The sequence below is a fragment of the Pseudoduganella aquatica genome (assembly GCF_020865585.1).
Lineage (GTDB): Bacteria > Pseudomonadota > Gammaproteobacteria > Burkholderiales > Burkholderiaceae_D > Rugamonas > Rugamonas aquatica_A.
On sequence record NZ_CP086370.1, the window covers coordinates 1,829,046 to 1,855,484 of the forward strand.

Consider the following 26,439-nt stretch of genomic DNA (forward strand, 5'->3'; position numbering starts at 1 on the left):
ATGGGCAAGTTGCCGCTGATCTATGCCAGATATTGGCGCGATCGCGCCAGCATCGGGCACACTGGCGTCCCTTGCGCACCATACGGGCGAAAAAAAAGCGCCGCGGGGGCGGCGCCGGATGACGTAGGGAAACGCTTATTTGTAAATGCCGGAGCCGACCAGGACGTCGCCTGCTTTTTCCACGTAGCCGGATTTGGCTTCGACCACCTTGCTGACCGGATTCGGCCATTTGAAATCAACCCAGCCGCTGCCTTTTTCCTTGGCCACCTTCACCATTTCCTGGATCATGGCTTTGCCTTCGTTATCCTTCATGTCCAGCAGGTTTTTGCCCACCAGTTTTTGATTCACGCCATGGGCCACGGCCACGCCATTTAAATCGTAGACATAAATATACAAGTCGCGGTCGTGGAAATCCTTGTTGTTCGGGTCGGAAATTGCGGCAAAGGCTTTTTCCTTGCCGTCCGATTTAATCAGGGCGACCGCTTTTTTCACCATGGCCATGGCTTCGTTGGCCGTGCCTTTTTCCGCGGAATATGCCGGAGCTGCGAGCAAGCCCAGGCTGATTGCGATACCGCCTAAAAACATTTTCATCGGTGTCTCCTTTTGGATTGAACTGCTGGTCGTAATTCCTGCTGCTTATTCCAATATGGCGTTCCACAGCTCGATAACATGCCCGGCCTGGCTGGCAACGCGCGCGGGATCGACGCGGGCCTGTTCCTGGCCCTGCAAGCGCATCTGGTGCTGCAATTTGCGGAACAGGCGGTAAGCGTCGGCCACGCTGGCGGCAAGGGCCGGATTAATCAGGCCCAATTCGCCACACATTTTCAGTAACGCAATATTACCCACATTTCCCGTCAATTGTGAATAGGTCGATGCATGCTGTAACACAAGATACTGGACGATGAATTCAATGTCTATCATGCCGCCCGCGTCCTGTTTTAAATCGAACAGCTCGGAGCGGTTGGGGCGGGCGTCGGCCATTTTCTTGCGCATGGCGCGCACCTCGGTTTTCAGCGGGCCGTCCAGCGGCCGCTCGCGCCGCAGCACCTGGCAGCGGATCTGCTCGAAGCGCCGGCCGATGGCGGCGTCGCCGGCGCAGAAGCGGGCGCGCGTGAGCGCCTGGTGCTCCCAGATCCAGGCCGAATTGTCCTGGTAGCGCTCGAATGCCTGCACGCTGGACACCAGCATGCCGCTGGCGCCGTCCGGGCGCAGCGCAATGTCGACGTCGAACAGCTGGCCGGCCGAGGTGTGCGAGGTCATCCAGGTGATAAAGCGCTGCGCCAGCTTGGCGTACTGGGCGGGCGCATCCTGGTCCTCGTCGTCGAACAGGAAGATCACGTCCAGGTCCGAGATATAGCCCAGCTCCTTGCCGCCCAGCTTGCCGTAGGCGATCACCGCGAACTGCGGCACCTCGCGGTGGCGGGTGGCCACCGTCTTCCAGACCGCCTGCACGGTGGCGGCCACGATCACGTCGGCCAGCGCGGACAGGTGGTCGGCCAGCTTTTCCACGGTGAGGTCGCCCGCCAGGTCCTGCGCCAGCAGGTGGAACAGCTGGGCGTGGTGGACTTCGCGCAGGATGTCCATCTGGCGCTCGGTGTCGCCGGCGGCGGCGGCCAGCTGGCCGTCCAGCTCCTCGGCCAGCTGGGCCGCGTCGAACACGGCGTTGCGGATGCGGTCGTCCAGCAGCTCGTCCAGCAGGATGGGGTGCTTGGTGAGGAATTTGGCGGCCCAGCCGCTGGCATGCATCATGCGGATCACGCGTTCCAGCGTGTGCGGGTACTCGGTCAGCAGCGACAGATAGGCCGAGCGGCGCGCGATGGCCTCCAGGAAGTCGAGCAGGCTGCCCAGGGTCACCAGCTGGCTGCCCACGCTGGACTGCTCGGCGGTGCGGGCGATCAGCGGCAGCGCCGCGTTCACCAGCGACACCAGGCGGTTGCGGCTCGCCTCCGGCAGCGACTGCAGGCGCGGCGCCTGCCAGGTCGCCACCAGGCGCTGGGCCGCGCCGGCCGGGTCGTCGTAGCCCAGGGAGGCGAAGCGGGACTGGATGGCCTCCAGGTTGTCCGGGTCCGCGCATTCATTGCTGGTGGCGGGGTCGATGTCGCCGTCTTGCGGGCCGTTCGCTGCTTTTTCGGCGAACATGGCGTCGAATTGCTCGGCCACGAACTTGCGGTGCGCCTCGATTTGCGCCAGCAGGGCGGGCACGTCGGACAAGCCCATCATCTGGGCCACCACCAGCTGGTCGGCCTCGTTGGGCGGCAGGGTGTGGGTCTGGGCGTCGTCCAGGTATTGCAGACGGTGCTCCAGGTTGCGCAGGAAAGTGTAGGAAGCCAGCAGTTGCAGCACGATGTCGGTGGTTAGCAAGCCTTTTTCCGGCAGTATGCGCAAGGTGGCGCGGGTGGAGCGGTCGCGCAGCGTGGCGTCGCGCCCGCCGCGTATCAGCTGGAACACCTGGGCCAGGAACTCGATTTCGCGGATGCCGCCGCGCCCCAGCTTGACGTTGTTGCTGCGGTCCGGGTGCAGGCGCTCCTGGCGGTTCACCTCGGCGCGGATCTGGGCGTGCATATTGCGGATGGCGTCGATTACGCCGAAGTCCAGGTAGCGGCGGAACACGAAGGGGCGCACGATGGCGTCCAGCGCGGCGATGTCGGCCGGGGTGCCGGTGACGGCGCGCGCCTTGACCCAGGCGTAGCGCTCCCATTCGCGGCCCTGCACAATCAGATATTGCTCCACCATGCTCAGGCTGGCGGCCAGCGGGCCGGAGCCGCCGTTCGGGCGCAGCGCCATGTCGACGCGGAAGGTGTAGCCGTCCTCGGTGATCTCGGCCAGGGCGGCGATCAGCTTTTTGCCCAGGCGGACGAAGAATTCATGGTTGGACAGCGAGCGCTGGCCGGGGCCGGCCACGGTGTCGCCGTCTTCCGGGTAGACAAAGATCAGGTCGATGTCGGACGACACATTGAGCTCGCCGCCGCCCTGCTTGCCCATGGCCAGCACCATCAGCTCCTGCGGCTCGCCGCTGTCGTGGCCGGCCGGCTGGCCGTGCAGGGCCACCATTTCCGCGTGCAGCGCCGCCGCGTGCTGCTGGATGGCGAAGTCGGCGAAGCGCGTCATGGCAGTCACCACTTCATGCAGGTCGGCCCGGCCTTCCAGGTCGCGCCGTATCAGGGTGCAGACCAGCAGATTGCGCAGGCGGCGCATGGCGCGCGGCAGCGGCAGGGGCTGGCCGGCGGGCTGGTCCAGGCCGGCGGCCGCTTCGCGCGCCAAATAATCGGCAAAATCCATCCCGGCAAGCGATAATTGCGCCAGCGCATCCACCTTGGCCGCCCGCCCCGGATCGGCGCTGATCCAGCGCTGGTAGTAACGGGAGGCGGAGATGAGGGCGGGAGCGGTTGAGGTCATTGGCGGCAAAGTAACTTAGTGTTGCAACGTAATAAACAGAGCGTGGGGACGCCAGCCTATGCGGTAAAATGGACGCGCAGGCTAAGACGAGACGATTTTAGCGATTTATTAGACGCCGGGCCTGAATTATTAGCTTATTGATGCAAAATCCAGAGGAGACCGTGACAGACAGCGTGCCCTTGGCCGTGCGCTGGCAGCGGCTGCGTTCCGCCTATCGCGTCTGCAATCTGGCCACCCACCATGTACTGGGCTTTACTGTCAAGTTAGCCCTGTTGCTGTACTTTGCATTCGCCATCCTGCTGCTGGCGCTGCGCTACCTGGTGCTGCCCAATATCGACCACTACAAGGGCGATATCGAGCGCCAGGCCAGCCGCGCGCTGGGCAATCCCGTCACCATAGAACGCATCTACGCCTCCTGGTCCGGCCTGAACCCCACCCTGTTCCTGGGCGACGTGGTGCTGCGCGACCAGCAGGGCCGCGAAGTGCTGGCCCTGCCCAGCGTGTCGGCCACGCTGTCCTGGTGGAGCGTGGCGGCGGCCGATGTGCGCTTCGAGTCGCTCGAGCTGATACGCCCCAAGCTGGACGTGCTGCGCACGCCGGACGGCAAGCTCTACGTGGCCGGCGCGCATATCGACCTGAACCAGAAGGGCGACGGCAAGGGCGGCGACTGGCTGCTGGCGCAGCGCGAAATCGTCGTGCGCGAAGGCCAGCTGGACTGGACCGACCAGCTGCGCGGCACGCCGCGCGTGAGCCTGCAGGACATGAGCCTGGTGCTGCGCAATAAGTGGCGCCGCCACCAGTTCTCGCTGCGCGCCACGCCGCCGGCCGCGCTGGGCGGCCCGCTGGACGTGCGCGCCGATTTCATCCATCCCGCCTTCGCGGTGCGCAAGTCCGATGTGCGGCTGTGGCAGGGCGAGCTGTACGCCGACGTGCGCCAGGCCGACCTGGCCGCCTGGAAGCAGCATATCGACTACCCGCTGGACCTGAGCTCCGGCATGGGCTCGGTGCGCGCCTGGATCAAGCTGGACCACGCCAAGCTGGCCGGCTTCACCGCCGACGTCAGCCTGGCCGACGTGACCGCCAGGCTGGGACCGGACTTGGAGCCGCTGGACCTGGTGGACGTGCGCGGCCGCGTGTCGGCCCGCGAAGAGATACCCGCCGCCATGCAAAGCGGCCAGCCCGCGTTCGGCGTGCTGGGCCACAGCGTCACCCTGAACAACTTCTCGCTGCGCACCCGCGACGGCCTCGAACTGCCGCCCACCGAACTGTCCGAGCGCTATGTGGCGGCCACCGCCAAGGCGCCCGCGCGCATGGAACTCAACGCCAGCGTGCTGGACCTGCAAACCCTGGCCGCGCTGGCCGGACGCCTGCCGCTGACGGCCAGCCAGCGCAGCGCGCTGGAGGACGTGGCCCCCACCGGCCGCCTGCGCGACGTGGCCGCCAGCTGGTACGGCAGCTATCCGGCGCTGCAGTCCTACCATGTGAAGGCCCAGCTCGACGGCCTGGGCCTGCGCCCGCGTCCGGCGCGCCTGCCACAGCCCAAGAACGGCAAGACGCCCGCCGTGCGCGGCATGCCGGCGCTGCCCGGCTTCGAGCACCTGAGCGGCACGCTGGAAGCGAGCGAAAAAGGCGGCCGCTTCACGCTGGACGCCGACCAGCTGCTGCTGCAGATGCCGGACTATTTCGCAGAAGCGGCCATGCAGTTCGACAAGCTGCGCGGCCGCATGTCCTGGTCCTTCGAGGGCAACGAACAACTCAAGGTCGAGCTGGAAAACCTGGAGTTCTCGCAGGACGGCCTGAACGGGTCGCTGTCGGGCAGCCATGTGCTGGCGCTGGACGGCAAGAGCGCCGGCCTGGCCGACTTTACCGGCAAGCTGAACGGCTTCGACGTGAAGAAGATAGGCCGCTACCTGCCGCTGCAAACCCCGCCCCATCTGCAGCACTGGCTGACCGGCGCGCTGGAGGACGGCCGCGCGGACGACGTGGTGCTGCGCCTGCGCGGCGACCTGGCGCATTTCCCGTTCAAGAACGCCACCGCCGCCGAGCGCGCCAGGGGCGAGTTCCGCGTCACCGGCCGCCTGACCAACGGCAAGCTCAACTACGACCCCGGCTTCTACGCCAAGGACGGCAAGTCGCCGCTGTGGCCGCAGGCCGAGCATATCAAGGGCGGCTTCACCTTCGAAGGCACGCGCATGGAAATCCGGGGCGACACCGCCACCACCGGCGGCGTGGCGCTGAGCGGCGTGAAGGCCGTGATCGCCGACCTGTCCTCGCACGACAGCGTGCTGGAGATCGACGGCAACGCGGCCGGGCCTATGCAGGAATTCCTCAATTACATGGCGGCCAGCCCGGTGCTGGAATGGATAGGCCATTTCACCGATGAAACGCAGGCCACCGGCAGCGCCAAGCTGGCGCTCAAGCTGCAGCTGCCGCTGAACCATATGCACGATTCCAAGGTGCAGGGCGCGCTGCAGCTGGCCAGCAACGACATCGTGCTGTGGCACGACATGCCGGTGGTGGCGGGCTCCACCGGCAAGATAGAGTTCAACGAAAAAGGCGTGAACCTGAACGCGCTGGCGGGCACCTTTATCGGCGGCCCGGTGTCCATCACCGGCGGCAGCCAGCGCGACGGCAGCATCCAGGTGCGCCTGGGCGGCGCCGTCACGGCCGAGGGCCTGCGCAAGACCTGGCCGTCGCCGCAGATGCAGCGCGTGGCCGGCCATATCAGCGGCAGCGCGCGCTACACCGGCCTGGTGGTGGCGCGCGACCACCATTATTCCGTCACCGTCGATTCCACGCTGGCCGGACTGGGCCTGGACTTCCCGGCGCCGCTGGCCAAGGGGGCAGGCGACGCGCTGCCGCTGCATTTCGTGCTGAACGGCGCCGGCGCCAACGAGGCCGGGCTGATGCGCGACGACATCCGCGTGGCGCTCGGTTCCGGCCTGTCGGCCGCCTACCAGCGTCAGCGCCAGGGCAAGGAGGCGTGGAAGCTGGTGCGCGGCGGCATCGGCATCAATGTGCCGGCGCCGGAGCCGGACAGCGGCATGATGATGCAGGCCAATGTGAAGTCGCTCAATGTGGACCAGTGGCTGGAGCTGGGCGAGGCCATCGCGGGCAAGGAGCCTGCGGCGGCCGGCAGCGGCGGCGCCGACGTGGCGCAGTACGTGGTGGCCGACACCATGGCCGCGCGCGCGGGCGAACTGGTGATCGGCGAGCGCAAGCTGGAGAACGTGGTGGTGGGCGTGAGCCACCAGAAAAATCAGTGGCAGGCCAATATCGACTCGCGCCACGCGAACGGCTACATCACCTGGAATGAATCGCCGACCGGGCAGGGCGTGGGCAAGGTGACGGCGCGCCTGTCCTCGCTGGTGATCCCCGAGTCGCAGGCCAACGAGGTCAAGGATTTGCTGGAAAACAAGGCCACCCAGCCCACCATTCCCGCGCTGGACGTGGTGGTGGAACGCTTTGAACTGTTCAACAAGCCGCTCGGCCGGCTGGAGCTGCAGGCGCATAATGCGCTGATCACCTCGGCGCGCGAGTGGCGCGTGTCCAAGCTGTCGCTGATCAATGCGGACGGCGAGCTGAACGGCACGGGGCGCTGGGTGGTCAAGGACGGCCAGCCGCTCACCAATCTCAATTTCGAGCTGGCCATCGCCAACGCGGGCAAGCTGCTGGACCGCTTCGGTTTCGCCGACACCTTGCGCAACGGCAAGGGCAAGCTGAGCGGCGACATTTCCTGGAAGGGCCTGCCGTATGCGCTGGACATCCCCAGCCTGTCCGGCCAGATCAGCATGAATGTGGAGAAGGGCCAGTTCCTCAAGCAGGATCCGGGCGCGGCCAAGCTGCTGGGCGTGCTCAGCCTGCAGGCGCTGCCGCGCATGCTCAAGCTGGACTTCCACGACGTCTTCTCGGAAGGCCTGGCGTTCGACGGCATCAGCGCCAACGCCGCCATCAACCGGGGCATCGTCAAGACCGACAACTTGAAAATGCACGGCGTGGCCGCTACTGTGCTGATGGACGGCAGCGCCGACATCGCCAACGAATCGGCCAATCTGCACGTGGTGGTGATGCCGGAGGTCAATCTCGGCACGGCGCCGCTGGTGTACGCGCTGGCGGTCAATCCGGTGATCGGCCTGGGCAGCTATCTGGCCCAGCTGTTCCTGGCCCAGCCGATGATGCGCGCGCTGACCTATGAAATGCAGGTGACGGGGCCGTGGAAGGCGCCGGTCATCACCAAGCTGGAAACGGCGCGGCCGGACAAGCCGGCCGCGCAGAAAGCTCAACCATAAAGACATCGGGAAGGACATGCCCATGAACACCGTCGCAGCGATACAGATGATTTCCTCGCCTTCCGTGGGCGAAAACCTGGCCACCGCGCGGCGCCTGATCGCGCAGGCGGCCGCCACCGGCGCCAAGCTGGTGCTGCTGCCCGAGTACTGGGCCATCATGGGCCTGAGCGACGGCGACAAGGTGGCCGTGGCTGAGCCGCTCGGCAAGGGGCCTATCCAGGATTTCATGAGCGAAATGGCGCGCCACCACAGCATCTGGCTGCTGGGCGGCACGCTGCCGCTGGCCTCGGACGATCCGGCCCGCGTGGTCAACACCACGCTGGTGTATGACGACGAAGGCCGCCACGTGGGGCGCTACGACAAGATCCATCTGTTCGGCTTTTCCAAGGGCACCGAATCGTATGACGAGGCGCGCACCATCGTGCCGGGGCGCAATGTCGGCACGGTGGAGACGCCGGTGGGCAAGGTCGGCATGTCGGTCTGCTACGACCTGCGCTTCCCCGAGCTGTTCCGCGCCATGGGGCCGGTGTCGCTGATCGTGGTGCCGGCCGCCTTCACCTACACCACCGGCCAGGCGCACTGGGAAATCCTGCTGCGCGCGCGCGCCATCGAGAACCAGTGCTATGTGCTGGCGGCGGCGCAGGGCGGCACCCACCAGAACGGCCGCCGCACCTGGGGCCACTCCATGCTGGTCGATCCCTGGGGCGCGGTGAAAACCGTGCTGGCCGAGGGCGAGGGCGTGGTGCACGGCGAGGTGGACGCGCTGTTCATGGACAGCGTGCGCGAGAGCTTGCCGGCGCTGAAACACCGCACCATGTAGGCCCCCGGGGACAGACCCGGCGGGTCTGTCCCCGGCGTTGGCCGCTGGTTCAAAGTACAATGCAGCATCACACACAAGGCAATATCATGATCCCATTCGAACCCAATCTGTCCACCCTGGCCGTCGCGCGCGATTTGCTGCTGACGCCGTTCGGCCTGGACGAAGGCAAGCTGCTGAAAACGCTGGCCAGCATGTTCACCCACAAGGTCGACTACGCCGACCTGTATTTCCAGTTCACCAAGAACGAGGGCTGGAGCCTGGAAGAGGGCATCGTCAAGACCGGCAGCTTCTCCATCGACCAGGGCGTGGGCGTGCGCGCCATTTCCGGCGACAAGACCGCCTTCGCCTACTCGGACGACATTTCCGAACGCGCGCTGATGGAAGCGGCGGCGGCAACCCGCACCATCGGCCGCGCCGGCGCCGGCAAGATCAAGGTGGCCAGCGGCATGACCCAGGTGGGCGGCCGCTCGCTCTACCTGCCGCACGACCCGCTGACCTCGCTGGACGCGACCGCCAAGGTCAAGCTGCTGGAGCGCCTGGAGAAAATGGCCCGCGCCAAGGACCCGCGCGTGGTGCAGGTGATGGCCGGCCTGGCCGGTGAATACGACGTGGTGCTGGTGGTGCGCAGCGACGGCGTGCTGGCGGCCGACATCCGCCCGCTGGTGCGCGTGTCGCTGACCGTGATCGCCGAGCAGGACGGTCGCCGCGAGGTGGGTTCGTCCGGCGGCGGCGGCCGCTACGACTACGGCTACTTCAGCGACGAGCTGCTGGAGCAGTACGCGGAAGACGCGGTGAAATCGGCCATCGTCAACCTGGACGCGCGTCCTGCACCGGCTGGTCCGATGACCGTGGTGCTGGGACCGGGCTGGCCCGGCATCCTGCTGCACGAAGCCATCGGCCACGGCCTGGAGGGCGACTTCAACCGCAAGGGTTCGTCCACCTTCTCGGGCCGCATCGGCGAGCGCGTGGCCGCCAAGGGCGTGACCGTGGTGGACGACGGCACGCTGAAGGACCGCCGCGGTTCGCTCAATATCGACGATGAAGGCAACCCGAGCCAGTGCACCACGCTGATCGAGGACGGCATCCTGAAGGGCTATATCCAGGACACCATGAACGCGCGCCTGATGAAGATGCCCGTGACCGGCAACGCGCGCCGCGAATCGTTCGCCCACCTGCCGATGCCGCGCATGACCAACACCTATATGCTGGGCGGCGACAAGGACCCGGGCGAGATCCTGGCTTCGGTCAAGAACGGCCTGTACGCGGTCAATTTCGGCGGCGGCCAGGTCGACATCACGAACGGCAAGTTCGTGTTCTCGGCCAGCGAAGCCTATATGATCGAGGACGGCAAGATCACCTATCCGGTCAAGGGCGCCACGCTGATCGGCAACGGTCCGGACGTGCTCAACCGCGTGTCCATGATAGGCAACGACATGAAGCTCGATTCGGGCGTGGGCGTGTGCGGCAAGGAAGGCCAGAGCGTGCCGGTGGGCGTGGGCCAGCCGACCTTGCGCCTCGACGGCGTGACCGTTGGCGGCACCGCTTAAGCCGCGCTTGGCGGGTTACGAACCTGCGGTTCTAACCCGCCCTACGGAATTGCCGGCATTCGTAGGCATTTTCCGGCGTAGGGCGGGTTAGGCGGGACGCCGTAACCCGCCACCGCCATCAGAACTTGTAGCGCATCCCCACATTGAAGTAGCGCCCCAGCGCGCCGCTATAGTCCAGCGGGTTGTACGACACCGCGCCATAGGTGAGCGGGTCCAGCGGCGCAATCTTGTCGAACAGATTCTGCACCGACGCCGTCACCTCCATCTTCTCGCTGACCCTCCAGCGCGCCGTCAGGTCCACCGTGGTGAACGACGCCAGCTTGCAGCCGCGCGGCGCGTCCGTGCCGTCGGCAAAGTGGGTGGCGCAGCCGTCCGGGTCGTTCTTGAACAGCGTGTTGTCCAGCTTGCCCCGGTAGTTGGCGCTGGCCGTCAGGCGCAAGGCGTCGCGCTCCCAGGTGGCGCTCAGGTTCACCCTGTCGTCCGGCGTACCGATGCAGTTGGTCACGTCGCAATTGCCGTGCGTGCCGGCGAAGTCGCGCTGCGAACCGTCGGTCTCCGTGCGCAGCCATTTGAACAGGTGCGTCCACTTGGCGTCCGCCGACAGCGTGCCCCAGCTGCCCATGCCGAAGGTCTTGCGCAGGTCCAGGTCGGCCCCGCGCACCTTGGTGTTGCTGGAGTTGACGTAGCGCGCCAGCACCGCCGTGATGGCGCCCGGATCGCCCGGCAGGACGGCGGTGGACGGGTCGCGCGCGATATGGCCGGCCGCGATGGCCGCGTCGGTCTGTTCCTGGTTGATCTCGTTCTTGCGCTTGATCTGCCAGAAGTCCAGCGACACGCTGGTGCGCGGCAGCGGATCCCACACCACGCCGGCGCTGTAGCTCTTCGAGCGCTCAGGCGCCAGCGCCGGGTTGGGCGAGGTGATGATGGCGATGGAGGCCGGGTTGCAGGCCACCTGCACGCCCAAGGCGCAGCGCGCCGGGTCCTCCGCGGTGGAGAAGGCGGCCAGGCCGCCCACGCCGTTCTCGGCCGCGCTGGGGGCGCGGAAACCGCGCGCGAAGGTGCCGCGCAGCGCGAATTCCTTGACCGGCGTCCATTTCAGGCCCGCTTTCGGCGTGTAGGAATTGCCGACGTCGGAGAAATGGTCGTAGCGCAGCGCGGCCGAGGCCTCCAGCGTCTTGTGCAGCGGCGCCAGCAGCTCGGCGTACACGGCGCTGGCCTTGCGCTTGCCCTTGTAGGCCGAGTAGCCCAGGCCGATGATGTTGCCGATCTCCGTGCCCTGGGTGGGCGCCAGCTCGGTCGATTCGCGCCGGTATTCCGCGCCCACCGCCACGCCCAGCGCGCCGCCGGCCAGCTGGCCGAATTCGCGGCTGGCTTTCACGTCGAGCTGGTTGATGCGGGTGGCGGCGTCGTTGGCGATGGTGGGCGAGAGCGCGCCGTACAGCGCGGCCGAATTCAGGCCGGCGTTCTCGCCGATGCGCCAGTAGCTGCCGGCCGGCAGCGCGGCGTAGGCGGCGCTGCGCGCGCGCGCCGCCGCCACATTGGCCGGGCTGGGGTCGAGCAGGGCGAAGGCCACGTCGCGCTGCAGATAGCCGGTGCGGGTGTTGCTCACTTCGTTTTGCGAGAACAGCCAGGCGGCGTCGATGTCCCACTGCTGCCAGTTGCCCTTGGCGCCGGCCACGAAGCGCGTGAAGTCCGAGCCCACGTGGCTCACGCGCGGGCCGGCGTCGGCCGCCAGGTAGCGCAGCCGCGCGGCGCGGCCGAAGTAGGGATTATCCGGATGGGCCGCGCCCAGCTGCACGGCGGCGTTGCTGACCGGGCCGCCCGGGTAGCCGACCGAGGCGCTGACGGTGGACGGCGTGGTGGTGGCGGTGGAATTGCTGTGATAGAAGTTCAGCTCGCTGTACGCCAGCCAGCCCGGACTGAGTTGGTAGCTCAGGCGCGCGAAGGCGTTGGCGGTTTCCTGCTCGGGCTGGATTTCACTGTATTGCTGCTGCGCGTCGATCAGGCAGCCGCCGCCGGGGTCGCCCTGCGGGTGGCGCGTGAAGTTGGCGCAGGCGGCGCCGGGGAAGAAGCGCGTGAAGCCGGCGCCGGCCGGGTTGCCGCGGCTGTAGTAGTCCAGCGTGTCGGGATTGCGCACATTGCCGTTGACCGCGCTGCCGGCGTTGTTGTTGCTGACGATGGCGCCGGTGCCGCCCAGCGTCTCCTGGGCCGAGAAGCCGTAGTCGCGCAGGTCGCTGCGGCCGATGTAGCGGCGGCCGCTGCGCGCGCTGTTGGCGACCGCGCCTTTGCGGCCGTATTCCAGGCTGGCCATGAAGTTGTAGCGGTCGCTATCCAGGCTGCCGATGCCGTGGGTAATGGCCAGGCGCGTGTCGTGGCCGTCGCGCTCTTCGGACACGCCCTGGCTGGCGCGCACCGTGGTGCCCTGGAAGTCGCGCCGCAGTATCACGTTGACCACGCCGGCGATGGCGTCCGAGCCGTAGATGGCGGAGGCGCCGTCCTTCAGGATTTCCACCCGTTCGATGGCTTCGGACGGGATCACGTTCAGGTCGGCGAACACTTTCTGGCCGTCGTCGGCCAGGCCGTAGGGCGCCACGCGGCGGCCGTTGATCAGCACCAGGGTGGAGGCCGCGCCCAGGCCGCGCAGCGAGATGCCGGACGCGCCCGAGGCGAAGCCGCCGCCGAAGGTCATCGGCACCGAGCCCTGGTTGTCCACCGCCAGCGTCTGCATCAGCTCGGCCACCGTGGTCTTGCCGGATTTTTCGATATCGGCCCGGCTCAGCGTCTGCACCGGCGAGGCGGTTTCGGCCTGGGCGCGGCGGATGTTGGAGCCGGTGATTTCCACCCGCTGCATGGGCTGCTGGGCGGCTTCCTGCGCGTAAGCCTGGCCCAGCACACTGAGCAGGCCGGGCAAGATCAGTTTCTTCATTGCATTCTCCATAAGGTAAGCAGGATTGTGCAGTCTTGCCTTCTTTGGGCGAGGGGGTGCTGATCTGGATCAAGGAAACTGCTTGCCAAAGCTTGCAAATTGTTGCTATAGTCGTTGCAACCTTTTAGGATTTCATCCATGCACTTCTGCGTTTTCTTTACCGGCCATTTTTACTTTAGCAATTCCAACCCAAAGGCGGTGGAGTAGCGGCCGGTTCACGTAGCAGCAAAAACGAGATCCCAGCAGACCCAGACAAACCGCCAGCGATGGCGGTTTTTTTTTAGCCCACGATTTTCAGCCTTAGACTTCAGGAGATACCATGCAACGCACCGACGACCTGCGCATCCGCGAAATGAAGGAACTGGTCCCCCCCTCGCACCTGATCCGCGAGTTCGCCTGCACCGAGGCCGCCAGCGCCACTGCCGCCAATGCGCGCGTGGCGCTGCACCGCATCCTGCACGGCCAGGACGACCGCCTGATGGTGGTGATCGGTCCATGCTCCATCCATGACCCGAAAGCGGCCATGGAATACGCGCGCCGCCTGGCGCCGCTGCGCGAGAAGCTGGGCGCGGACCTGGAGATCGTGATGCGGGTGTACTTCGAGAAGCCGCGCACCACCGTGGGCTGGAAGGGCATGATCAACGATCCCTACATGGACAACAGCTTCCGCATCAACGACGGCCTGCGCATGGCGCGCGAGCTGCTGCGCGACATCAACGAGCTGGGCCTGCCGGCCGGCACCGAATACCTGGATGTGATCAGCCCGCAGTACATCGCCGACCTGATCAGCTGGGGCGCGATCGGCGCCCGCACCACCGAGTCGCAGGTGCACCGCGAGCTGGCCTCCGGCCTGTCCTGCCCGGTGGGCTTCAAGAACGGCACCGACGGCAACGTCAAGATCGCCGTCGAGGCCATCAAGGCCGCCTCGCAGCCGCACCACTTCCTGTCGGTGACCAAGGGCGGCCACTCGGCCATCGTGTCGACCAACGGCAACGAGGACTGCCACATCATCCTGCGCGGCGGCAAGGCGCCGAACTACGACGCGGCCAGCGTGGACGAGGCTTGCAAGGCCATCGCCGCGCAAGGCCTGGCGGCGCGCCTGATGATAGACGCCTCGCACGCCAACAGCTCGAAAAAGCCGGAGAACCAGATCCCGGTGTGCGCCGACATCGCCGGCCAGATCGCCGGCGGCGACGCGCGCATCGTCGGCGTGATGGTGGAGTCGCACCTGGTGGCAGGCCGCCAGGACCTGGTGCCGGGCAAGGAGCTGACCTATGGCCAGTCCATCACCGACGGCTGCATAGACTGGGACAGCAGCGTGCAGGTGCTGGAAGGCCTGGCCGCCGCCGTGCGCCAGCGCCGCCTGCACAATGTGGACTGACTGAAGCGCTAAAAAAAAAGCCCGCACGAAGCGGGCTTTTTTCATGTTGCGCAGATTACTTGAAGGTGTAGCCTGCGGACACGTACACAAAGCGGCCGCGTGGGTCGTATTGGTTGATGTCGTAGCCGGCCTGGAACTGGTTCGACACTGGCACGAACACGCCAGGCTGCTTGTCGAACAGGTTGCGCACGCCTGCGCTCAGCACCAGCGATTTCCAGGCTTTCCAGGTGACGTTGGCGTCGTAGGTGGCCATGGCGCCGATGAAGTTGCGCTGGCCGTCGCCTTGGCGGAAGCCGGTTTCATAGCTGGATGCGAAGTTCTGGGTCAGGGTAGCCGACAGCGGACCCTGGCTCCAGCCTGCGCTCAGCGCGTGCTTCCAGCGCAGGACCACGCCGCCGTTCTGCGCGCCCAGTACCGGGTCGCCATTCTGGTCCACCAGCGTGCCGACCTTGTGCGAGATCGTGCCGCCAGGGCTGGTCTGGTCGAACTTGTCCATGTAGGTGCCGTTCATGGTCATGTCGAAGCGGCCGTAGGCGGTGTTCTGGCGGAACTGCGCGAACACGTCCAGGCCTTCTACGTTGGCGTTGCCGGTGTTGGCCAGCGTGGTGTAGATCAGGTCGACGTCGTTGCCGGCCAGTTTCACCAGGTTGGCGTAGGCGGAGTCGCCGCGGCGGAAGCCCGATACCACTTCCTGCGCCGACGGCGTGGCCAGGATGTCGGACACCTTGATCTTGAACCAGTCCACGCCGAAGGTGAAGTTGTCGGCTGGCGACAGCACGATGCCGACCGAACGCTGCTTCGATTCTTCAGGCTTCAGATTCGGATTGCCGCCGGACACGGCGTTCACCTGCAGCTGCGACTGGCCGGTCTTCGGATCGTTGAAGGTCTCCGAAGTGCCGGTGGTTTGCGGCTGCCACAGATCGGTCAGCGTCGGGGCGCGGAAGCCCGAACCGGCCGAGGCGCGGATCAGCACCGACTTCAGCGGCTGCCAGCGGCCGTTCACCTTGTAGTTGTTGGTGCCACCGACGTCGTTGTAGTCGTCGCGGCGCAGCGCCACGCCCAGGTCCAGGGTCTTGGTCAGCGGCACGCCGCCTTCTGCGAACACCGAGTTGATGGTGCGCGACTTGTTGACTGGTGGCACGCTGCCGCCCAGGCCGGCGATGTCGCCGGTTTCCAGTGCCGCGCTTGGGCTGGTGTGGAACTTGTCCTTGCGCGACTGGGCGCCAACCGCGTACTGCGCGGTCAGGCCGGCGAACTGCGGCAGCTCGCCCGAGATCTTGGCGTCGAAGGTGTCGCTCTTCGATTTGCCCACCAGGGTGTCGCCCGCGTACTGGGCCGATTTCAGCTTCTCGGCCAGTGCGCCGGTCTGGACCGCGCCTGGCGCCCATGGGTTCCAGTTGTTGGCCGGATCGTTGATGATCTTGGCGTAAGCGACCTGCGAGAAGTAGCCGGCCGGCACGGTGCCGTGGATCTTGCTTTCGTTGCTGGCGACAGCCACTTCGTAGTCCTGGCCCCATACCTGGCCGCGCGAACCGATGACGAAGCGCGACTGCTTGGCTTCGTCGACGCTGGTGCGGTTGCCGAAGTCAAACACGCGGCTGGTGATGGCCAGCGGCTTGCCGATCAGGGTCAGGAAGTTTTCGTTGCCCTTGATGCTGCCGTATTTGGTCAGGTAAGGCACGGCGATCGACTGGTACACCGGATTGCTTGGGTACAGCAGCAGCGCTGGATGCACTTTTTGCTTGGCGAACTCGCCGTCGGTTTCCAGGAAGGAGCGGCGCACCGGGCTGCCCTGGAAGCTCTGGGTGACGGTGGACTCCGAATACAGCGCGTCGGCGAACAGCTCGTGGTCGGCGTTGATCTTGAAGGCGCCATTGGCGGTCAGGTTTTTCAGTTCGCGCTGGGGAATCAGGCCCACGAACGCGGCGCTGTCGAAGGCGCAATATGGCGTGCCCTTGGAGGTGTTGGTCGCGTTCTTGTACATCAGGATGGAATCGCACTTGCCCTGGTCGGCCAGCGGATTGCCGTAGCCGGTGCCTGGCGCATTGCCGAAGCCTGGCAGACGGTCGTTCGGGTAGGCGCCTGGAACAATCGCGCCTTCGATGTTGCCCTGGCCGGTTGCGCCGGAAGCGTAGTAAGGCAGGTTGTTGCCGGTGGCCGAGTAGGAGCGGTCGGTTGCTTTCAGCAGTTTTTCTTTTTCGTACGAAGCCGACACCACGACGGAGTAGCCATCGGTGCTCAGGTCGCCCAGGCCGCCGGTGATGGACGCTTTCGAGTTTTGGCCGCCGCCGCCTTCGGTTGGCGAGCCGTAGCCGCCGGTTACTTCCACGCCTTTGAAGGACTTGGACAGGATGAAGTTGACCACGCCGGCCACGGCATCCGAACCGTACACGCCCGAAGCGCCGTCTTTCAGCACTTCGACGCGTTCAATGGCGGCAAGCGGAATCACGTTGACGTTGACGGAGGCGCCGCCGCCGCCGGCGAAGGCGGCCAGGCGGCGGCCGTTCACCAGCACCAGGGTGCGCTCGGCACCCAGGCCGCGCAGCGAGATCGAGGACAGGCCGTAGGTGGAGCTGCCGGCGCCGGTCGAGTTCTGGGTCGAACCGGAGGAGGACAGGGCGGAGATCGAGGTCAGCAGTTCTTGCGTGCTGGTCGCGCCGGTGCGGGCGATTTCTGCCTTGGACATGACCTGCACGGGCAGGGCGGTTTCGGCGTCGACGCGTTTCAGCGAGGAACCGGTGATTTCAACGCGCTGGATAGTTTCCGGCGTCGATTGCGCCTGGGCGGCATGCATGCCCAGCACCAGGCCACCGGCGCAGATCAGGCGTACCGAACGGGACAAAATTGTTTCTTGCATCATTTAACTACTCCCAAGATTTGTTGAAACGGCGTCTGCGGCCGTATTGACGTGCGTTGATAGATGGCAAAGATTTGCCATTAGTCCATGTAATCATCCAGACAAGACCGTGTCAATGTGAATAATTAGTGGTTTTTGGTGATTTTCCAGTTTTTCGGTATGTCTATTGAACAGTCATAATTCGGCCGGATTTTCGGCTTTAGACGCTAAAAGGTGGAAATTTCGCAGTATGTGTTTGTAATGACGTGATCATTGTAAAAAATGGTCACTATGCAGAAAGGTGGTAGTTTGACGGTTTTGGCAAATAGTAAATAATGTAACGAAGATGTGCGGATGTCACTTTTTTGCTACAAAATGATACATGCGGCCTAGGGGAAGCCGCCGGCCGGGGCCGGCGGCGTGGCGTCAGAAGGCGTAGCTGCCGCGCAGATAGAGGGCGCGGCCCACGGCGTCGGTGTAGCGTGGGTCGTAGCCTTTCTGGAACAGCGTGCCCTGGTTGGAGAAGGGCGGTTCCTTGTCCAGCAGGTTCTTCACGCCGGCCGTCAGCGTCAGGCCAGCGATGCCGCTGTAGCTGGCGGTCAGGTTCCACAGGCTGTAGGACGGCACGTGGTTGAGGAACTGCGGCGCGATGTCCAGGTTCTGGTCCTGGTAGCCGCTCTTGAAGGACTGCGCCAAGGTGGCGCTCCACACGCCCAGGCGCCAGTTCAGCGCCGCGTTGTGCTTCCAGCGGAACACCGGGTTGTTGGCGGCGTAGCGGCCCACGTTCTGCGTGTAGGGGCCGTCGCGCTCATCCTGGTATTCGTATTGGTGGACGTAGGTGCCGTCCAGCGAGAAGGTGAGGTTGCCGTAGGCGGTGGCGCCCGAGCGCAGCGTCAGCGACACGTCCACGCCGTCGGTGTTGACGCGGCCCAGGTTCTCCTTCAGATCCAGGATGGCCAGCGGCGAACCGTCCGGGTTGCGCAGGAAGCGGTCCTTGTACTTGGCGTAGTTGCCGTAGATGACTTCCTCCGGCAGGGCGTTGATCTTGTCCTTGAGCTTGATGGTCCAATAGTCCAGCGCCAGCGTGGCCTGCGGCACGGGCTCGAGGACGATGCCGGCCGCGAAGGTGCGCGACTTCTCCGGGTTCAGGTCCGGATTGCCGCCCTGCAGCTTGAACTGCTGCAGGTCGCAGTCGCGCAGCGGGTTGGTGACGGGGTTGGAGGACGGCACGCCGCCGGGGCACAGCACCGGATCGTTGTAGGTGTTGTTGGTGTCGTTCCTGGAGCGCGGCGCGTTCTTCTCGAACAGCGTGGGGGCGCGGAAGCCGGTCGAGGCCGAGCCGCGCAGCAGCACCTGCTTGCCGGGCTGGTAGCGCAGGCCCAGCTTCGGGTTGGTGGTGTTGCCGGCGTCGCTGTAGTCGTCGAAGCGGGCGGCGAACTGCAAGTCCAGGTCCTTGACCAACGGCAAACTCAGCTCGCCGAACACGGCCTTGATGGTGCGCGAGCCGGCCGTGGACTGCGAACCGGACAGGCCGGAGCTGGCGGCCTGGCCGGCGATGTCGCGGTTGACGAAGAAGTCCGCCTCCTCGCGGCGCAGCTCGCCGCCGACGGCCACGGCGGCCTTGCCGCCGGCCAGCTCCCACAGCTCGCGGCTGGCCTTGAAGTCGATGCCGGTGTTGCGGGTTTTGCCGTTCTGCACCTTGCCGCGCAGCGCGGTGCTGGCCAGGTAGGCCTTGCCGGCCGCGTCCTGCAGGCCGAAGGGATTGAGGATGCCGTTGAACACACCGGCCGCGAACGATTCGTCGCGCACATAGCCGCCGGTGAACCATTCGGCCGAGCGGCTCTCCGACAGCGTGAAGCCGGTCTTGTACTCCCAGCCGCGCATCAGGCCCTCGGCGCCTATGCTGAGGCGGTCCGCCGCGCCCAGCGAGTTGATCTCGCGCTGGCCGGCCTCGGTGGGGCGCCAGTTGACCGACAGCGGCTGGCCGGACAGGCCGGGCATGGCGGGCACGCCGCCGCCCGGATTGCCCGGGTAGTATTTGCTGGTCCTGGGCAGTATCAGCCCGGTCTGCGGCGGCGGCGCGGTGTGCGACAGCACGTCGTTCTCGGCGTGCAGGTATTCGATGCTGGCCTGGTGCTCGTTGTTGATCTTGAAGCTGGCCTTGCCGAAGAAGGCGGTCTGCTTCTGCGCCGGCAGGTCGTCGATCAGGCGGGTGTAGTCCTGGCGGCAGGTGCCGCCGCCGCCGATGGGCAGGGAATAGGGCTGGTCGCAGCCGGCCGCGCGGCCCGGATTGCCGGTGACGTTGGAACCCGGATCGAAGAAGTTGCCGGGGAAGGTGGTGCCCGAGGTCAGGTTCAGGCCGCGCGAGGGAATCACCCCGGTCTGCGAGAAGGCGCGCTGCTGCGAGGTCAGGATGTCGAGCTTGTGCCAGTCGAACACGCCGAACACATTGTAGCCGTCCTGGTCCAGGTTGCCGAAGCCGGAGGACAGGTTGACGCGCTGCTCGTCGGCGCCGGGCGCGCGCGGCAGCAGGGCCTCGGCGCTGATGGTGGTGGTCTGCACCGAGCGCCGGGTGATGAAGTTGATGACGCCGCCGATGGCGTCGGTGCCGTAGATGGCCGAGGCGCCGTCGCGCAGCACTTCCACCCGCTCCAGCGCGCTGACCGGAATGATGTTGAGGTCGACGCTGGCGCCGTCGTAGGGATGGTTGGCGATGCGGCGGCCGTTCAGTAGCACCAGGGTCTTGTCGCTGCCCAGGCCGCGCAGGTCGGCGCTGGACTGGCCGCCGGTGGGCAGGCCGGAGCTGTTGCCGCCCACCACGTTGCCGGAGCTGAAGCTGGAGCTGTTGGAGGGGATGCGGTCCATCACCTCCTGGGCCGTGGTCAGGCCTTGCTTGACGAAGTCCTCGGCCTTGAACACGGTCAAGGGGTTGGCCGTTTCCGACACCAGGCGCTTGATCGACGAGCCGGTCACTTCCACGCGCGGCATGGGCTGCGCCGCTGGCTGCACTGCCTCCTGCGCATGGGTCCAGGCGGATACCGCCCCCAGGCCCAGCGTGCACGCCAGGCGCGCCGCGTGGGCGATTGCTGTTTTTCTCATCATGGACTGCGCTCCCTCTGTTATGGAAAGGGCAGTGTGCGCGGTCGCCGCAATGAAACTGTTGAGTAAAATCAAAAAAGGCGCTGATTGCTCAGCGCCTTTTCGTGCTTACATCAACGCCGTGGCGTCAGATCCCATCAGAACTTGTACGAGCCGCTGAGGTAGAACTGGCGGCCCAGGGCGCTCGAGTAGGACGGGTTGTAGCCAACCTGGTGCGAACCGGTGTTGCGCAGCGTGAACGGCGGATTGCGGTCGAACAGGTTGATGATGCCGGCGGTCAGCTCCACGTTCTTCAGCGGACGGTAGGCCGACTGCAGGTCGAAGGTGGTGTAGCTCGGCACGTCCAGCGTGATGCCGTAGCAGGCGCCCGGCGAACCGGCCACGATGACGGCGCAGTCGTCTTCCGACTGCGGCTTGTCCTTGTAGCCGTTGCGGTAGTTGGCGGCCAGCGTGTGGGTGAACTTGGCGGTCTCCAGCGAGGTGGTGGCGCGCACCACGTGGCGGAAGCTGACCTTGTCGTTCGAGCCGTAGCGGTTCAGGCTGGTTTCCCACTGGTCGTCGGTGCCCGGGGTGGTGTAGCGCGACTTGAGCAGCCAGGTGCCGGCCAGGCGGCTGGTCAGCTTGCCGTCGAACAGCTTCATCTTGTGGGTGAAGTCGTAGTCGACGCCCTGGTTTTCCACCTTGCCGATGTTGATTGGCAGCAGCTTGATGGCCAGCACGTCCTCGCCGGTCGAACCGATGTGCTTGGTGGTGAACAGCGAGGCGTACTTGGCCGGGTATTTAAAGATCAGGCCTTCGGACACGGCGGTCACCTGGTCGCGGATTTCCACGTTCCACAGGTCGATCGCCATCGACAGGCTGTCGATAGGCTCGAACACAAAGCCCACGCTCCACTGCTTGGACTTCTCCGGCTTCAGCTCCGGATTGCCGCCCTGGAAGGCTTCAAACTGCTGGCGCTGCACGCCGTTGCAGTAGGACGCCAGCGGGTGGCCGGCCATGCCGTTGGCGGCAGTCAGCGGGCACTGGTAGTTGCCGCCGGTGACGCCCCAGTCTTCCAGCGGACCGGCGATCTCGGTCATGCTGGCGGCGCGGAAGCCGGTGCCTGCCGCTGCGCGCAGCATCAGGTTCTTGGCGGCCGCGTACTTGGTGCTGACCTTCCAGGTGGCGGCGTTTTCCTTGCTGCCCACTTCCTTGCCGGTCAGGTTGTTGTCGATGGCGCCGATCTGGTCGTAGCGCACCGAGGCGGTCGCTTCCAGCTTCTTGGTGATCGGCATCATCAGCTCGGCGTAGGCGCCGGCGTTGTTGCGCTCATAGTTGCTGTCCACCTGGGCGTTGTCGAACAGGATTTGTGCCTGCTTGGCCACGTCGGCCTGGTCGATGCGGAAGGCGGTGTTGCGGAAGTCCGCGCCCACGCCCAGCTGGGCGCTGCCGCCGGCCAGCTTGAACACTTCGCGCGAGGCGCGCGCGTCGATGCCCTTCATTTCCACGGTCTGCGTGTTGTAGGTGCCGCTAAAGCCGGTGTCGAGCAGCGCGCTGCGCATGGAGGCCGGCATCTCGCCCTGGGCGTAGCCGAAGGGATCGATGGTGCCGGCGTCCAGCGCGGCCTGGAACTTGTCGGCCAGCGGGAAGCCGCCCACGTATTTCTGGGTCTGCTTGTTCTTCGAGTAGGTCACCGCCGAGTTGATGTCCCAGCCGAATGCCTGGCCGTCCACGCCCGCCACCAGGTGGGTGGCCTTGGTGCCGTAGTCGTAGGTGCGGTTGCCCATTTCATACAGGCGGTACTTGGCCACCACCGAGGTGGCGCCGGCTTTCTGTTCCGGCGTCAGGTAAGGCTGGATGTACTTGTTGTACAGGGCCGAGCCCTTGGCGATGCTGAAGTCGGCCGGGTAAGGGGCGATGCTGGCGACGATTTTCGCTTCGGTGTAGGCGAAGTCGAAGAAGCCCTTGAAGCCGGTGTTGCCCAGCTTCAGGCTGCCCGAGCTGAAGATGGAGTCGCGCTGCGATTCAGGGTTGATCTCGATGGTGGACGGCGAATCGTAGTAGCACTGGCCGTCGGCGTAGAAGTCCAGGTTGCTGGTGGCGCACTTGCCGCCGTGCGACAGCGCGTATGGGTTCAGGTTGACATTCTTGACGATAGGCTGGCCGGTGACCGGATCGATTTCGCTGCTCTTGTAGCTGACGGCGGCGTTGGCTGGCAGCGCGCGCGAGGAACCGTTGATGAACTGCAGCGCCTTGCCGGTTTTCGGGTCGGTGAAGTTGACGATGCCGCTGCGCGCGAAGTCGCGCTGCGAGGCTTTCAGCTGTTTCTGCTCGTCATGGCTGGCCGAGACGAACACGCTGTAGCCGTCGTCCTCGTAGTCGCCGAAGCCCTTGCTGATGCTGATGGAGTTGCTCTTGCCGCCGGATTTCTGGGGGCTGTTGACCTTGGCGTTCACTTCCCACGGGGAGGCGCCTTTTTTCAGGATGAAGTTGACCACGCCGGCGATCGCGTCGGCGCCGTACAGGGCCGAGGCGCCGTCGGTCAGCACTTCCACGCGCTCGATGGCCGACAGCGGGATCGAGTTCAGGTCGATGGTGGTGCCGGAGTTGGACGGCGCCACGCGGCGGCCGTTCAGCAGCACCAGGGTGTAGGCCGCGCCGATGTCGTGGATGGAGGCGGTGGTCACGCCGCCGCCGCCGCCGCCGACCGAGTCGGCCGCCACGGAGAAGCCCTGCATGGCGGGCAGTTGCTGGATGAAGTCGGTGACCGTGGTCACGCCGGACTTCTTGATGTCTTTCTGGCTGAAGGACTGCACCGGCAGCGACGATTCCGCCGCGATGCGCTTGATGCTGGAGCCGGTGATTTCCACGCGCTGCATGGCGGCGTCCGGCGCCGCGTCCTGGGCGCTGGCTGCGTGCATGCCCAGTGCCAGGCCGCCCGCGAACATGACGCGCAGCGAGCGCGACAATACTGTTTCTTTGATCATTGCTTTGTAGCTTTCTCTTGATGCGATAGGGGGAACGTCAACTTGCTGTTTTTGCAGGTCCCTGTAATTCTCACGAAAAATCACAGGGGCGATATGAAACCACCGATTGCGCAGGCTTGTCAATTTTTGTTCGGGTTTTTCGTCAAAATCGACGTATTTCTGCCAACTCGATACGGTTTTGGCAAGTGAGTTGTCTAGGCTTGTCAAAAGAAAAAGGGGCGGTGCTTGCGCACCGCCCCTCGGGCAGATTCAGCTAATCAGGCGATTAGAAGAATTTGTAGTTCAGGCCCACTTTGACGTAGCGGCCGATGGCGCCGGTCGCGTCCATCGGGTTGTAGCTCAGGCCGCCGTAGGTCAGCGGATCCAGCGGTGCGATCTTGTCGAGCACGTTGTTCATCGACGCGAACAAGGTCAGCTGTTTGCTGAAGTTGTAGCGGGTCGACAGGTCCAGCGTGGTGAACGAGGCGATCTGGCAGTCGGTGGTGCCTGGCTGGCCGTTGGCCAGGTTGGAGGCGCAAGGATTGCCTTCGAACAGGATGTTCTTCATCTTGGCGCGGTAGTTCACGATGCCGTTGAAGTTCCAGTCGCCGATATCCCAGGTGCCGGTCAGGTTGATCTTGTCCTTAGGCGTACCGGCGCAGTTCGAGGTGTCGCAGTTGCCGTGGGTGCCAGCGAACTGGTACACGGTGGTGGCGGACTCGTGACGCTTCCACGAAGCCACGTGGGTCCAGGTCAGGCCCAGCTGGGCTTTGCCGTAGGCGCCCAGGCGCAGGCGCTGCTTGATGTCCAGGTCCACGCCGCTGATTTCGGTGAAGCTCGAATTGCGGTATGGGGCCTGGGTCAGCACCAGCGTGCCCGAGTTCGGGATCACGACGCCGTTCACGACCAGGTTGTTGTCGTTGCGAACTGCGGTCGGCAGGGCGGCCGCTTCGTTGTACGGCAGCGGGTTGATCTCGTTGGAGCGCTTGATCTTCCAGCCGTCCAGGGTGATGCCGGTGTCGGCCAGCACGTCCCATACCACGCCCAGGGTGTAGCCCTTGGAGGTTTCTGGTTGCAGGTTAGGATCGCCCACTTTCACGGCGGCGACAGGAATGCCGCAGTCGGTCGAGGTGGCGCCGCCGGCGGCTGGTACTTTACCGCCTGGGCAACGGATCGGATCGGCCACGGTCGAGGTGCCGGTCGATTGCGATGCTTTCGAGCCTTCAGCCGCGCCTGGTGCACGGAAGCCTTCGGTGTAAGTGCCGCGCAGTGCGAAGGACTTGACCGGGGTCCACTTGGCGCCAACCTTCGGCGTGGTGGAGTTGAAGTTGTCGTATTTGTCGTAGCGGAAGGCTGCGCTCAGTTCGACGTTCTTGATCACCGGCGCCAGTACCTCGGCGTAGATCGCCGACACCTTGGTGTCGCCGAATGCTGCCACGTAGCTGGAGTTGATCGAGCCGTCTTCCGAACCCTTCAGCGAAGGATTCGACAGTTTTTCCTGGCGGTGCTCGGCGCCGACTGCCAGCCCCATATTGCCGCCCGGCAGAGCCCACAGCTCGCGCGAGGCCTTGAAGTCGATCACGTTCAGCTTGGTGGTCGAATCGGAGGTGGCGTTGGTCACCATGGCTGCGTACAGCGAGGCCGGGTTCTTGTTGGCCTGTGCGCCGATGTAGTACGGGAAGTACTTCGAGGTTGGATCGCCCAGGGCGGCCGCCACCACTTTCATGTTCAGCATATTGCTGTAGTCCAGGTGCAGCTTGGACTCGGAGTGGGTGAAGCCGGTGTCGTAGTCCCAGCCCATGGCCGAACCTTTGACGCCGATGACCAGGCGGTTGAATTCGTTGTTGGCCGAGCGGGTGCTTGGGCCGACGTCAAACGCGGTGTAGCGGATGCGGATAGGCGCGCCGTAAGGATTCTGCGGGTGCGCGGCCGACATGATGTTCAGGTTGCCGTAGTTGATGAAGCCCAGCGGGTTGGCGGCGTTCGGCGGGAAGGCCACGGTCGGGGTGACCGATGGCGGCACCAGGGTGAACGAGGTGTCGCGCTTGGAATAGCCCGCTTCCACGTAAGCCTGGGTGTTTTCATTGATCTGGAAGGTGCCGCGCGAGTACAGGTTGATCGATTCGATCTCAGGCTGCATGTCGCGGAACTGGTCGGCGTACCAGACGCAGCCGCCGTTGGCGCCGGTCTGGCTGGCGCTGGTCAGCGACGAGCAGCCTGGCAGGGCGACGTAGTTGGTGGTCTTCGGATCGCGCAGCAGGCCGACCGGGGAGGCGGTGGCGTTGTTGGTGCCGTTGATGTAGCCGCTGGCAAACTGGGTGCCGATAGGGAAGCCGTAAGGACGCAGGTCGCCGTGGCCGATATGGCCGCGGTCGCCGCGGTCGCTGTTTTTCAGCTTGTCCGACTGCTGGTATTCGGCATTGAACACGAAGTTGTACTTGTCGTTGTCCAGGTTGCCTTTGCCGAAGGACAGGGAAGCCTTGTTCTGCTTGGCGTCGCTGTAGCGCGAGGTGCCGGTGTCGCCTTTTACTTGCAGGCCTTCGAAGTCCTTGCGCAGGATGATGTTGACCACGCCGGCAATCGCGTCCGCGCCGTAGGTCGACGAGGCGCCGTCCTTCAGGATCTCGATGCGCTCAACGATTTGCATCGGCACGGTGGACAGGTCGGTGAAGCTTTTCTGGCCGTCGTCGGCACGGGCGAACGGGGCCATGCGGCGGCCGTTCAGCAGTACCAGGGTGGAGGTCGCGCCCAGGCCGCGCAGCGAGATGGCGGTGGAGCCGGCGGCGAAACCGTTGCCGAAACCGGTAGGCAGCGAACCGGCGCCGTCCACGGTCAGGGTCTGCAGGTATTCGGCGACGGTCGCCTTGCCCGATTTCAGCAGCTCTTCGCGGCCGATCAGCTGGATCGGCGATGCCGTCTCAGCGGTAGCGCGCTTGATGCTCGAACCGGTAATTTCCACGCGCTGGACATTCGCGTTGGCATCTTGTGCCATCGCCGGCGTTGCCAGCAGACCTGCTGCAACCACGCTGCCCGAGAATATCAGGCGCACGGAACGTGCCATAACTGTTTCCATCATCATACTAAAAGCCTCCAACTGTTGAGATGTTCGAACGGATGTGCGCAGCGTCCTGCATCTGGCAAGTTGGTGCGCAACTTTCCCGTTTCCAGTTGAGCAAAGGGCTAGGCATTTGCTCAATTGT

General features: G+C 65.2%; 11 protein-coding genes. 4 read left to right on the plus strand and 7 right to left on the minus strand.

Annotated elements, in window-relative coordinates; genetic code table 11:
• Positions 1–135 precede the first annotated feature (135 nt).
• Complete coding sequence (locus KT882_RS08060; protein ID WP_161073305.1) at positions 136–591, minus strand: cache domain-containing protein; 456 nt, start codon at positions 589–591, stop codon at positions 136–138.
• Between the two features lie 45 nt (positions 592–636).
• On the minus strand, positions 637–3,396 hold the full coding sequence (gene glnE, locus KT882_RS08065; RefSeq protein ID WP_228895230.1) for a bifunctional [glutamate--ammonia ligase]-adenylyl-L-tyrosine phosphorylase/[glutamate--ammonia-ligase] adenylyltransferase: 2,760 nt from the start codon (positions 3,394–3,396) through the stop codon (positions 637–639).
• A 161-nt stretch (positions 3,397–3,557) separates the two neighbouring features.
• On the opposite strand from glnE, the gene KT882_RS08070 reads away from it, so the two are divergent.
• The 3 genes from KT882_RS08070 to tldD all read left to right on the plus strand — a co-directional run bounded on the left by KT882_RS08070 (position 3,558) and on the right by tldD (position 10,052).
• Positions 3,558–7,685 (plus strand): YhdP family protein, encoded by a 4,128-nt coding sequence (locus KT882_RS08070; protein WP_321170342.1) that lies wholly within the window; start codon positions 3,558–3,560, stop codon positions 7,683–7,685.
• A gap of 22 nt (positions 7,686–7,707) precedes the next feature.
• Positions 7,708–8,505: a carbon-nitrogen hydrolase family protein gene (locus KT882_RS08075; protein ID WP_228895234.1), complete on the plus strand. Its 798-nt coding sequence runs from the start codon at positions 7,708–7,710 to the stop codon at positions 8,503–8,505.
• 86 nt (positions 8,506–8,591) lie between these two features.
• Positions 8,592–10,052: a metalloprotease TldD gene (gene tldD / locus KT882_RS08080; RefSeq protein ID WP_228895236.1), complete on the plus strand. Its 1,461-nt coding sequence runs from the start codon at positions 8,592–8,594 to the stop codon at positions 10,050–10,052.
• A 118-nt stretch (positions 10,053–10,170) separates the two neighbouring features.
• On the opposite strand, the gene KT882_RS08085 is transcribed toward tldD, so the two are convergent.
• Positions 10,171–12,978, minus strand: coding sequence for a TonB-dependent receptor (locus KT882_RS08085; protein WP_228895239.1), 2,808 nt, complete (start codon positions 12,976–12,978; stop codon positions 10,171–10,173).
• 319 nt (positions 12,979–13,297) lie between these two features.
• Here KT882_RS08085 and aroG point away from each other — a divergent pair, with 319 nt between their 5' ends.
• Positions 13,298–14,359 carry a 3-deoxy-7-phosphoheptulonate synthase AroG gene (gene aroG, locus KT882_RS08090; RefSeq protein ID WP_161073299.1) on the plus strand — a complete coding sequence of 354 codons (1,062 nt, stop codon included), beginning with the start codon at positions 13,298–13,300 and terminating at the stop codon, positions 14,357–14,359.
• A 55-nt stretch (positions 14,360–14,414) separates the two neighbouring features.
• Here aroG and KT882_RS08095 read toward each other — a convergent pair whose 3' ends face one another.
• The 4 genes from KT882_RS08095 to KT882_RS08110 form a co-directional block, all read right to left on the minus strand.
• Complete coding sequence (locus KT882_RS08095) at positions 14,415–17,219, minus strand: TonB-dependent receptor domain-containing protein (protein WP_161073298.1); 2,805 nt, start codon at positions 17,217–17,219, stop codon at positions 14,415–14,417.
• A gap of 402 nt (positions 17,220–17,621) precedes the next feature.
• On the minus strand, positions 17,622–20,297 hold the full coding sequence (locus KT882_RS08100; protein ID WP_228895241.1) for a TonB-dependent receptor: 2,676 nt from the start codon (positions 20,295–20,297) through the stop codon (positions 17,622–17,624).
• Positions 20,298–20,431: 134 nt separating this feature from the next.
• A complete protein-coding gene (locus KT882_RS08105) occupies positions 20,432–23,260 on the minus strand; it encodes a TonB-dependent receptor (protein ID WP_228895243.1) in 2,829 nt (942 codons plus the stop codon).
• A gap of 265 nt (positions 23,261–23,525) precedes the next feature.
• Positions 23,526–26,300: a TonB-dependent receptor gene (locus tag KT882_RS08110; protein ID WP_161073295.1), complete on the minus strand. Its 2,775-nt coding sequence runs from the start codon at positions 26,298–26,300 to the stop codon at positions 23,526–23,528.
• Positions 26,301–26,439 lie beyond the last annotated feature (139 nt).

Coding starts and splice junctions, on each gene's coding strand:
- glnE (WP_228895230.1), bottom strand. CDS start 3,396: ATGACCTCAACCGCTCCCGCCCTCATCTCCGCCTCCCGTTACTACCAG.
- aroG (WP_161073299.1), top strand. CDS start 13,298: ATGCAACGCACCGACGACCTGCGCATCCGCGAAATGAAGGAACTGGTC.
- KT882_RS08095 (WP_161073298.1), bottom strand. CDS start 17,219: ATGATGCAAGAAACAATTTTGTCCCGTTCGGTACGCCTGATCTGCGCC.
- KT882_RS08100 (WP_228895241.1), bottom strand. CDS start 20,297: ATGATGAGAAAAACAGCAATCGCCCACGCGGCGCGCCTGGCGTGCACG.
- KT882_RS08085 (WP_228895239.1), bottom strand. CDS start 12,978: ATGAAGAAACTGATCTTGCCCGGCCTGCTCAGTGTGCTGGGCCAGGCT.
- KT882_RS08105 (WP_228895243.1), bottom strand. CDS start 23,260: ATGATCAAAGAAACAGTATTGTCGCGCTCGCTGCGCGTCATGTTCGCG.
- tldD (WP_228895236.1), top strand. CDS start 8,592: ATGATCCCATTCGAACCCAATCTGTCCACCCTGGCCGTCGCGCGCGAT.
- KT882_RS08110 (WP_161073295.1), bottom strand. CDS start 26,300: ATGGCACGTTCCGTGCGCCTGATATTCTCGGGCAGCGTGGTTGCAGCA.
- KT882_RS08075 (WP_228895234.1), top strand. CDS start 7,708: ATGAACACCGTCGCAGCGATACAGATGATTTCCTCGCCTTCCGTGGGC.
- KT882_RS08060 (WP_161073305.1), bottom strand. CDS start 591: ATGAAAATGTTTTTAGGCGGTATCGCAATCAGCCTGGGCTTGCTCGCA.